Raw genomic sequence first — 7753 nt, 5'->3', positions numbered from 1 at the left:
TACAACTTTGCCAAACAACTCAAAGCCTTGAAGTTCAAAACACCCTATGAAGCAATTCAGGAACTCTGGAAATCAAAGCCAGAAGCCTTTATCGTCAAACCGCACCATCACATGCTGGGACCAAACAGGTTGGGTGAATCTCATCCCAGAAGACATAAGAATTCTGCAAGTCGGAACCCGTTGGAGCATTAAGGCATTCATCGGTTTTTATGCATGCACCGGTTACATTCTTGTAGCCAAATACATCCGGATTACGAACAACGGTATCAAGCAGGCCTGCCATATCCGGATCATAGACTTTGACATCTTGATGTTTGGATTGAAACTCTGTGATGGTCTCTCTGATCGTATTGTTGAAAATTTTCGTAACATCATGCGGCAAAGGGGAACCGGAACTGCGGAAGCGCGGAACATCGGAAAAATCCGGCAGATTAGGGAGAAGAAACTGACGCCCCCCTGCCTGATATATGCGCTCTAGTTCCGTCAATAATTTTTCTTTTACGGCAGCGGCTTTATCAGCCGGGGATACATGCTCGGTGAACACTGCGAGCGCGTCATTTGCACTTCCCCACAGACCAACGAGGCTATTGGGTGAGATAGTGTTTGGTGTACCTTTTTTGCTATTGATAAATGTATCAATCTGCTCGGATATTGAAGGAATATACTCACTGCCAGTAGGAAGATAGGTCGCTCCGCCTACACTATAATTGACGTTGACATCCCGATTGTCTGTCTGATCTCCAAAATCCCCATCTTTTGACCAGGTTGGAAACAACTTGCCTGTTTTAAATCCCCGTTTTTGATTGGCAAAAAGATATTCATCCCAGACAGCCCCATTACTGAACCGTCCATTCGTTGTTGTATGGCCTTCAATTTTAGTTTGAAAATCAGAGAAATGGCCATTGTCGCTCAAACTATCGCCAAATATGATCGCTCTGTTAAAGGGGGATTGATTATGTGTTATCTCTGCTTGAGAAAATGAAATTGTTGGAAAAATTAATGCAAACGAAATCGTAGAAACAAATATACCTTCGTACTTAATCATAATGTCCCCAATGCTAATAATTGAATACAATTATGATGGTACCATTGTAGATGCAGGATTATAATGCATCTAATATCCAGCTCATTTATATTCGCGTGAGTTGGCTAGCTATTTTAAAACTTATTGGTGATTTCGACCAATTCACAGAACACACATAGAATCCGCTCAACTTCAGGCGACCTCACCTGTCGCACTTTAGGGTACACCCACGAGGGACAATCACATGTGACGCGCAACCTGTGTAACAAAAGGGTATATTTTCGATAGAACTGACGTTACGCAATCGAAGTCACCCTAAAGTGACAGATTTGCCATGGCTCGCATCGGATAGGCCCGCGTCAGCACCACAGATCAGGACCTCGACATTCAAAATGAGCGCTTGAAAGCCGCCGGTTGCGAAATCATTCGCGCGGAAACCGGATCAGGCGCATCTCGAAAAGGTCGTTCCGAGCTGGAAACCATCATGCAGTTTTTGCACGCGGGCGACGAACTGGTGGTTCTGCGGCTTGATCGGCTCGGCCGTTCCACACGCGACGTTCTCAATCTCGTTCATGAGCTTGACGAAAAGGGTGCGTCACTTCGGGTTCTTGAGCCCGAAGTCACGACAGCCGGAAGCATGGGCCGAATGGTCATCACCATCCTCGGAATGGTCGCCGACATGGAACTCAAGTTCATCAAAGACAGACAACGAGCGGGTATCGACGCGGCAAAACCTTACGGCATCTACAGGGGCAGGAAAAAGAATGTCGATGACGCCGAAATCCGGATTTGTTGCAAATTTTTCGTCAAGGATGCGGATTATAGTATCATGGCTTTTAAGAGTTGAGAATTATTTGATGTTTAAGGGCCGCCATTTCGATAAATCCGTTATCCTTTTATGTGTGCAATGGTATCAGGCTGATAATCTGAACCTGCGCGATCTGAAGGAGAAGATGGCCGAGCGCGGCATCTCGCTGGATCATTCCACTGTGCATCGCTGGGTTTTGCATTTCAGCCCCAAGCTGCTTGACCGCTTCAATGGGAGAAAACGCGATGTCACGCGGAAATGGAACCTCGACGAGACTTATGTAAAGGTCAAAGGCGCGTGGTTTTATCTGTATCGCGCCATCGACGACTATGGCGATACGGTCGAGTTCTACTTCACCGCAAACCGCGATCTCCAGGCTGCGAAGCGCTTTCTGCGCAAGGCCTTGGCTCGCCATGGCAAGCCGGAGCGGATCACCATTGACGGCAGCCAGACCAACCGCATGGCCATCATGCAGTGCGATGCGGAGAACCGGTTGCGGCGGGCCGGAGGGCCCATCGCTATCCGATCCAGCAAATACATGAACAATGCCATCGAGCAGGATCACCGCCGTGTCAAGCGCCGGATCCGGTCGATGCTCGGCTTCAAGTCCGAAGCAGCAGCCCGGACCACGCTTGCCGGTATCGAACTGGTTCACATGATGCGCAAGCAGCAGGGCGTCTTTGCAACAGAACCGGAATTATTTGGTTATCCGCATCATGAAAAAGACGATATCGAGCGGCAAAGCAATTACCAGCGGCTTTTTCTGCAGGAATTATCGCGGTTGCCTCAAAGGGCGGGGTACGGAGTATGCAGGGTTTCGACACTAACCTGTTTTTATATCTGAATGCGGGTGCGACTCCCAACGCGGTTGTGGCCGGATTTGCGATCTTAATCACCAGATATCTACAATTTTTGATCCCGGTCTATCTGATAGCGCTGTGGCTGGGCAACACGAACAAATCCCGTCAGACCGTGATCACCATCGCGCTGGCACTGCTTATTGCTGTCACACTGAGCTATTTGATTGGGCTGGTCTGGTTCCGACCGCGTCCTTTCATGGTCGGTCTGGGCCATGCTCTGGTTGCCCACCGTCCCAACTCGTCCTTTCCAAGCAATCATGGTATTGTTTTCGTCTGCTGCGCGGCCGTTCTGTTCATGGTCGGGCGCAGGGCTGCGGCCTGGGTGGCCGTGGGGTGCGGCATTATCATCGCATGGTCACGGATCTATATTGGCGTCCACTATCCGCTCGACATGGTCGGCTCGGTTATCGTGGCGGTCGTGTCCGCCAGGATATCGCTTTTATGTGTGAACCGAGGTTGTGAAATGCTTCATATATTGCCGAAGAACGCTGAGCATCGGTAACTAAAGCGGCTCCGGCGCTATGAAACCGCATCTATCTGAACCGGACGGATACAGACGGGTGCCGCGCCTCACTTTACTCCAGCGGTAATCGGCACCGGGACGAATAACAGGTATTTGCGATCCTCGGATATTGGTTTGATCGTGTCCCCGAATTGTCTGACAAAGGCGTCATACTGATCCTTGCCTACTAGAACCCCGTCGCCCGGTTTGAGCCAGGTTGCCAGGTCCGTCGGCGTCTTCAGTCGTGCTATTTTGCCTTGCGTATAGAATTCAGCAGAAAAGCTGCGTGCATCCAGAATGGCAAGACGGCCAGGCCCCGGATAGTCAGCTATCAGTTGCGCTTCCGTAGGCATGAACGAACGATCCAGTCCAAGGAATGAGGCAACTGTTAAGCTTGCAAAGATCAGAAGCACTTCGGCGAGACCAAGCTTGAGCCACCCCGCACCAGAAGAGCTTGTCCGGGTCCACGCGATAACGGCAAGCAGCGCTGCAGCAGGTATGCCCGGCAGCACATAGGCAAGAAGGATGTTCGCGGCCAGGGTAAAGAATACCAACGGTGTCAGGGCGAACAAAAGCAGATAGAGATGAATGCCGTTGCCATCCGGCGTATAGGTCTTTCGCAGCCGCCACAAAAGAATGGGCAGCAGGGGGCTCCATGGCAGTGCTGCGACGACCCAGAACAGCCAGATTGATCCTCTGGCGTGTTCACGGCCTGCACCATAGAGATCGCCTGTCCAGCCGGGTTGCAGGAAACGCTGGATATGCTCACCGATCAGGAAATAGTGAAGAAACCCGGGTGTGGCTATTTCTGCTGCGACATACCACGGTATGACCAGTACTGCGCATAACAGGACGCCACCAATCCACGGCAGACGCGCAATATCCTTCCAGTTGCCGCGCCAAAACATCCAGACTGTGATCGGTGTCATGGACAGAACGACTGCGACGGGGCCCTTGGCGAGCAGCCCGATGGCCAGTCCCAGAAAGAAAAGCCAGCCCCAGCGACGACTTCCTGCCAGACCGTTGTAAAATCCGGCCATGCAGGCGGTGACGCCGAGCGTCAGAACCATATCGGTCTGGACAAACGCAGCAGAGACAAAGAACAGGCCGGAACTTGCTGCAACCAATACGGCAATTGCGGCTGTGCTGCGATCGGTGAGAGTGCAAGCCCATCGCCAAAGGATGAGCAATGTTGCCATGGTTGCCAGTAATATTCCCAATCGCGCAGCAAAAGGAGTTGCACCAAAGACGGCGATCCCTGCCGCCGACAACCATGTGTGCAGTGGCGGTTTGGCCCAGAAGGGCACACCGTAATCAAATTGCGGCGTAATCCAGTTGCCAGTCTCGACCATCTTGCGTGCGATTTCGGCATATCGTGCTTCGGTTGGGTCTGTTAGAGGAACCCAGATCATGGCCAGAAGCCGTATAAAAAGCAGCAGAAACAGGGCCCAGAGAATAGAACGGCTCTTTGTCATTTTATCTGACTTTCCATCAGGATTCGGGCTTCGATGGTACGGCTGCGGGAAGCGTGTCCGGCACATTGTACCTGATCTGTATCGTCACCGGGATGAAGCATGATCAGACAGTCGGGTTTCGCTTGGAAGAGGAGGCGGGGCAGCCATCGTTGCACGCTGGAAGGATCATTGAGGCGGAGAAAGCCCGAGAAATCGCGATTGGTTTTCAGTCCTGCTTTGGTAAAGGCGGATCGTGCTCTTGCCGCAAGCGCCATGATGACCACTACCTTGACGCCACCTGCACGAACATTGAGCCATCGCCCGGACCATGTGGCAGGTAAAGGCGCGCGGATCCATGTTTCTGCCTTGTAGGGGAGGCGCGTCACAAGGGGTACTATTGCCGGAAAGCAATGACAGTGCTGATGACCGTCGTAATAGTCGGGCAGACTGCCGAAGAGGTCGACGAATGCACCAACCTGCCGCGACAGGGATGTGTCGATTTCGTCCAGCGTCCGCTCGTTCAGCCAGGGTCGCATGAGATTAGCCAGTGACCAGATGGGGCCGCTTCCCGGAATTGCCTGGGTGAGATTCAGGTGCAGCCCAACTTTTGCACCGCCAGTCCGCAGTGTTCGCAAAAGAGCGATATCTTCAGGTTTCATTGCATCGCCTGTCATGACTGACGTGCCGTCCAGCTTTCCGGCTTCGAGGAGCGACAGGATCACTCGGTCATGTCCGCATCCCAGACCGAAATCATCAGCGATCCGCATTGCCGTTTTCCTTGCGGCTGATGTCTTCAGCCAGAATGTAAGTCGGACGTTTCTTGGCTTCCAATACGGATTTACCGATATATTCGCCAAGGAGCCCTAGAAACATCAGCTGCACGCCGCCAAAGAAAGTGATCAGGACCAGGATCGAAACGACGCCGACTGGAACCGTTGGGAACAGGAAATGCTGGGCAACGATATAGCTGCCGTATATTAGACTGATCGCGGCAATGACTGTACCGCCCAGAGCCATCAGGCGCAGAGGTGTCGTTGAGAAACTGGTAATTGCGCCAAGCGACATCAACAACAACCGGAGGGGGTTGTAGTTGCTTGCACCTCTTACTCGCGGGGGCGGGTCAAGAGGGATTCCGGTCTGACGAAACCCCACCCAGCCGTAGAGACCTTTCATGAAGCGGTCAGTTTCGGGCAAACTGCGCAGGGCGTTCATAAAGGGCCGATTGATCAGCCGGAAATCTCCAGCGCCTGGCGGTATCTTATATGGAAGGTCTCGATTGATGACCCAAAAGAACATACGCGACAGCGCAGCCTTCATAGGTCCTTCCGAAGCGCGACGATTGGCCTTGTAGGCATAGACGCTGTCGACGCCTTCCGTTTGCCAGATGCGCACGAAATCGGCGATCATTTCAGGAGGGTGCTGCAGGTCGGCATCCATTAATACTGCTGCGTCCGCGTCAAGTGCTGCATCTATCCCGGCAGAAAGTGCTGCTTCCTTACCAAAATTACGCGAGAAGCGGAGCAACCGTGCTGTACGGCCTCCAAAGTTGTGTGCTTTCAACAGAGTAAAACTGTCATCGCTGCTACCGTCGTCGATAAAAATGAATTCGATGGTGAGTCCAAACTCGGTAGCCATTCTGTCAGCAATTACGTCAAGTCTGGCGAGCAAATCCGCTAAACCTTCCGCCTCATTATAGACGGGAATGATAATGCAGAGGGCCTTGGCGCTCATGACGACTTCTTTGCGAAAATGATAACAGTTGAAATCATAAAATTAATAATTGAGACAAAAGCAAGCGCAATGAATAACGCAGCCGCGAGCGGCAAGCCAGTGTACAGGCACCCCTGCAAGACAATCGCTCGCAAGAAGAAGATCAGGCAGGTCCAGCCCATAAAGAGAATGTAGCGCCGAAACAGGTTTCCGGTTGTGCCTCGGTACGTGATGCGGACGTGGAAGAAAAACACCGTCGATCCGCTGATAATCATGGCAATTGCCAACGCGACAGCTGGATGTAAATCCAGATAATGGCTTGAAAAAAGGGTCACGATATAATCGATGATAGCCCCAATTGCGGAGCCACCGGCAAAAAGAGGAAAGCGTTTCAGCATCTTGCAAGCCGATTTTATCTTCAATGCCGTTGTTCTTACCGAAAAGCCATTAAAGTTTTCTGTGCATGATTGAAAGAAATCTGGATAGCAGGCCCAACATTTGTCAACCGATCTGCATCGCATCTCGGATGAGTAGAACGAAATGGGGGGCGGGCCGGAGGGCCCATCGCTATCCGATCCAGCAAATACATGAACAATGCCATCGAGCAGGATCACCGCCGTGTCAAGCGCCGGATCCGGTCGATGCTCGGCTTCAAGTCCGAAGCAGCAGCCCGGACCACGCTTGCCGGTATCGAACTGGTCCACATGATGCGCAAGCAGCAGGGCGTCTTTGCAACTGCGAAAGCGCCCTCGCTCAAACGGCAATTCGCCGAACTCGTAGCATAACTGCGTCCAGCGATAAGCCGGTCTCCGTCACAACCGAATTTTGCAACAGAACCCTATTAGTCATTTTGTTTTGACGGGTATTTTTGCGGTTCCATTGCCAAAATTGGTTTGACCCGAACCCCGGCTTCACTTTGGACCATGCCACCATCGTCGGCATCCCTTTTTTCCTGTGGCTCCGTGCTGTCGATCATCGCGATGTCGCCATCATAGGCCTCAGAGACAGCCTCGTGGAACGCCACGAGGTTTGCTCGGCAAAGTGGTGCGATAATCGACAATTCCCGTTCTGTGAGTTCATAGCGGCGACGTGACATCAAGCCTCCCAAATCCGAGGCCTTTGAATCACCAATCTATTCAAATAGTGAGCCTATTTATGAGTGCACGGCCTAAGGCAGAAACCACGATGGATCGTTTCCAAGGAAGTATTGGCAACCGGCTTCGCACGCGCATAGCCGACAACCAGAAGGTGGAAGCCGCGGCGAAATCCGCGACTTTTTTCTCTCTGTGCATGGTAACAAGCCCGGCGTGGAAGTTTTGCTTCGACGCAGCTATGGTGCGGCAGCAAAGCAATGGAGAAAACCGTTGAAGATTTTTATTTTCGGCAGTGTGAATG

General features: G+C 52.0%; 7 protein-coding genes and 4 pseudogenes. 5 read left to right on the top strand and 6 right to left on the bottom strand.

What is annotated here, in order from left to right:
* Positions 1 to 126 (top strand): annotated as a pseudogene (locus F9K91_RS10265) (IS481 family transposase); the annotation flags it as partial.
* On the opposite strand, the gene F9K91_RS10260 reads toward F9K91_RS10265, so the two are convergent.
* Complete coding sequence (locus tag F9K91_RS10260) at positions 95 to 1045, bottom strand: SGNH/GDSL hydrolase family protein (protein ID WP_151677743.1); 951 nt, start codon at positions 1043 to 1045, stop codon at positions 95 to 97. The pseudogene F9K91_RS10265 and the gene F9K91_RS10260 sit on opposite strands and share 32 nt — an antisense overlap.
* Positions 1046 to 1424: 379 nt before the next feature.
* On the opposite strand from F9K91_RS10260, the gene F9K91_RS10255 reads away from it, so the two are divergent.
* The 3 genes and pseudogenes from F9K91_RS10255 to F9K91_RS10245 all read left to right on the top strand — a co-directional run bounded on the left by F9K91_RS10255 (position 1425) and on the right by F9K91_RS10245 (position 3194).
* A complete protein-coding gene (locus tag F9K91_RS10255) occupies positions 1425 to 1871 on the top strand; it encodes a recombinase family protein (RefSeq protein WP_328593051.1) in 447 nt (148 codons plus the stop codon).
* Positions 1872 to 1881: 10 nt separating this feature from the next.
* Positions 1882 to 2526 (top strand): annotated as a pseudogene (locus F9K91_RS10250) (IS6 family transposase); the annotation flags it as partial.
* Positions 2527 to 2639: 113 nt separating this feature from the next.
* Positions 2640 to 3194, top strand: a complete 555-nt coding sequence (locus tag F9K91_RS10245; RefSeq protein WP_151677742.1) for an undecaprenyl-diphosphatase — start codon at positions 2640 to 2642, stop codon at positions 3192 to 3194.
* Positions 3195 to 3262: 68 nt separating this feature from the next.
* On the opposite strand, the gene F9K91_RS10240 is transcribed toward F9K91_RS10245, so the two are convergent.
* The 4 genes from F9K91_RS10240 to F9K91_RS10225 are packed head-to-tail and all read right to left on the bottom strand — an operon-like array spanning position 3263 to position 6756.
* Entirely contained in the window at positions 3263 to 4669 is a 1407-nt protein-coding gene (locus tag F9K91_RS10240) for an ArnT family glycosyltransferase (RefSeq protein WP_151677741.1), read from the bottom strand.
* A complete protein-coding gene (locus F9K91_RS10235) occupies positions 4666 to 5415 on the bottom strand; it encodes a ChbG/HpnK family deacetylase (protein ID WP_151677740.1) in 750 nt (249 codons plus the stop codon). Before F9K91_RS10235 ends, F9K91_RS10240 begins: the two co-directional genes overlap by 4 nt.
* On the bottom strand, positions 5402 to 6379 hold the full coding sequence (locus F9K91_RS10230) for a glycosyltransferase family 2 protein (RefSeq protein ID WP_151677739.1): 978 nt from the start codon (positions 6377 to 6379) through the stop codon (positions 5402 to 5404). Before F9K91_RS10230 ends, F9K91_RS10235 begins: the two co-directional genes overlap by 14 nt.
* Positions 6376 to 6756 carry a GtrA family protein gene (locus F9K91_RS10225; RefSeq protein WP_151677738.1) on the bottom strand — a complete coding sequence of 127 codons (381 nt, stop codon included), beginning with the start codon at positions 6754 to 6756 and terminating at the stop codon, positions 6376 to 6378. The genes F9K91_RS10230 and F9K91_RS10225 overlap by 4 nt, the downstream gene beginning before the upstream one ends.
* A gap of 150 nt (positions 6757 to 6906) precedes the next feature.
* On the opposite strand from F9K91_RS10225, the pseudogene F9K91_RS10220 reads away from it, so the two are divergent.
* Positions 6907 to 7143, top strand: a pseudogene (locus tag F9K91_RS10220) (DDE-type integrase/transposase/recombinase); the annotation flags it as partial.
* Between the two features lie 107 nt (positions 7144 to 7250).
* On the opposite strand, the pseudogene F9K91_RS10215 reads toward F9K91_RS10220, so the two are convergent.
* Positions 7251 to 7454 (bottom strand): annotated as a pseudogene (locus F9K91_RS10215) (hypothetical protein); the annotation flags it as partial.
* Positions 7455 to 7753: the final 299 nt, after the last annotated feature.

It is taken from the genome of Brucella tritici, assembly GCF_008932295.1.
Lineage (GTDB): Bacteria > Pseudomonadota > Alphaproteobacteria > Rhizobiales > Rhizobiaceae > Brucella > Brucella tritici.
This window is presented reverse-complemented; position numbering and strand designations above follow the sequence as displayed.

Bases quoted from the DNA above. Each gene is read 5' to 3' on its own strand.
- F9K91_RS10225 (WP_151677738.1), bottom strand. From the start codon at position 6,756: ATGCTGAAACGCTTTCCTCTTTTTGCCGGTGGCTCCGCAATTGGGGCT.
- F9K91_RS10240 (WP_151677741.1), bottom strand. From the start codon at position 4,669: ATGACAAAGAGCCGTTCTATTCTCTGGGCCCTGTTTCTGCTGCTTTTT.
- F9K91_RS10245 (WP_151677742.1), top strand. From the start codon at position 2,640: ATGCAGGGTTTCGACACTAACCTGTTTTTATATCTGAATGCGGGTGCG.
- F9K91_RS10235 (WP_151677740.1), bottom strand. From the start codon at position 5,415: ATGCGGATCGCTGATGATTTCGGTCTGGGATGCGGACATGACCGAGTG.
- F9K91_RS10230 (WP_151677739.1), bottom strand. From the start codon at position 6,379: ATGAGCGCCAAGGCCCTCTGCATTATCATTCCCGTCTATAATGAGGCG.
- F9K91_RS10260 (WP_151677743.1), bottom strand. From the start codon at position 1,045: ATGATTAAGTACGAAGGTATATTTGTTTCTACGATTTCGTTTGCATTA.